The organism is Mesorhizobium sp. M2A.F.Ca.ET.037.01.1.1, from assembly GCF_003998075.1.
Classification (GTDB): Bacteria; Pseudomonadota; Alphaproteobacteria; order Rhizobiales; family Rhizobiaceae; genus Mesorhizobium.
Genome location: NZ_RZSA01001205.1, coordinates 1 through 1,742, shown reverse-complemented (window position 1 = coordinate 1,742; position 1,742 = coordinate 1). Strand labels below are relative to the sequence as shown.

Sequence of the window (1,742 nt, the reverse complement as noted above, 5' to 3'; positions counted from 1 at the left end):
GGCCGACTGGATCGGCGTGCACACGGACCTCTTCACCTTTCTGGGCGGCGTGCCGAAGTTCGTCGTTCCCGATTACGTGCCCGGGCACGTAATGCAGAGCGTTTTTAGCTTGGCGTCGCGGAGAAAGGCGGGTGGCGAGAGCGCGCTGAGGTGGGTCGCGACGGTGAGCTAAAAACGTGTTGGACTAAGCCGCCGGCACGGGTTTCCGCTATGGGCGTTCAATCAGGCCGTGGCCATGAACAGGCATGGCGTGGGCGCGAATGCGGTCGTGGACGCAGCGATTGCAGGGGTCGCGTGCGCCGAAAGCGGCACGGATATAGGTTCGGCAAAGTGAGGACCGGCGTCGCGCCTTGCCCGGCAAAGGCATCCGGGGGTGACGGCGCGCAGCTTCGCGGGACCGGCTCGGTTTTCGGGCCGAACGGCTCGTGCGATGCGGTGACGGCGAAGCGGAGCGGTTCTTTCATGACGTATCCCAGTATGGCGAGGGTCCAGTGGCGCCGTCGAAGATTTCGACGATGATCATCTGGCCTTGGCGACAAGACGGGCATTGCCTGAGGGAATGACCGGTGAGATCCTCATAGCGGTCGCGGTAATCCCTTTCGGATGAGCCATCCGACGGCTCGGGAACCGGCATGCCGAGCAGGTCGCGGCAGTGGGCAAGCTTTTGCGCGCGGTAGCGATTGCCGAGAAAGCCGTAGTAGCGGATGCGATGGAAGCCCTCGGGCAGGACGTGCAACAAGAAGCGGCGAATGAACTCGTCAGGCGTAACGGTCATGACCTTCTGCCGATTGCCGTGCCGATAGTCCTTCCAGCGGAAACGAACGGCGTTGTCCCCGATGTCGATGAGACGGTTGTTGGAGATGGCAACGCGGTGCGTATAGCGCCCGACATAGTCGAGCACCTGGGCAGGTCCGGCGAAGGGCGGCTTGGCAAAGACGACCCACTCAGCCTTTCGTAGCGGCGCCAAATAACGCCGGAAGGCGTCGCGCTCGCTCAGGTCCTGCAGGCCAGAGAAGAACTTCAACTGGCCGGCGTCGAAGGCTTTCTCAAGATGTTCCAGAAACAATCGTCGGAACAGGCGTGAGAGCACCCGGACCGGCAAGAAGAAGCCGGGCTTGCAGGCGATCCACCGACGACCGTCGGCAGTCAGGCCGCCGCCGGCGACGACGCAATGCAGGTGCGGATGATGGAGCAGGTTCTGGCCCCAGGTGTGCAGCACGGCGAAGAAGCCGATCTCGGCGCCCAGGTGCTTGGGGTCGGCAGCAATGGTGCGCAGGGTCTCGGCGGCGGCACGGAAGAGGCAGGCCGTAGACGAGCGCCTTGTTCTGATAGGCGATGGCGGCAATGTCGCCGGGCAGCGTGAAGACGACGTGAAAGTACTGTGTGTCGAGAAGTTCGGCGCGACGATCCTCCAGCCATTGCGCGCGGGCCAGCGACTGGCACTTCGGGCAATGACGATCGCGGCAGCTGTTGAAGGCGATGCGGTTATGGCCGCAGTGATCGCACTGCTCGACATGCCCGCCGAGCGCGGCGGTCCGGCACAGTTCGATCGCCGTCATGACGCGGCGCTGGGCGGTTGACAGCGCCGCGTCATGCTGCTCGCGATAGGCTTCGCCGTAGTAGCGGAAGATATCCGCCACTTCCGGCCCCGAGCGGGCCATCGGCGCGAGCTCAGAAGTACTGCGGCTTGGCGGGTGGCGGCAGGATGGGCGCCGGACGCGGCAAGCCGCAGTACTTCTGAG

The 1,742-nt window shown here is 64.3% G+C and carries 1 pseudogene; it reads right to left on the bottom strand.

The features are described 5' to 3' along the window. Positions 1–460: 460 nt before the first annotated feature. Positions 461–1,661: pseudogene (locus EOA27_RS35105) on the bottom strand (IS91 family transposase). Positions 1,662–1,742: the final 81 nt, after the last annotated feature.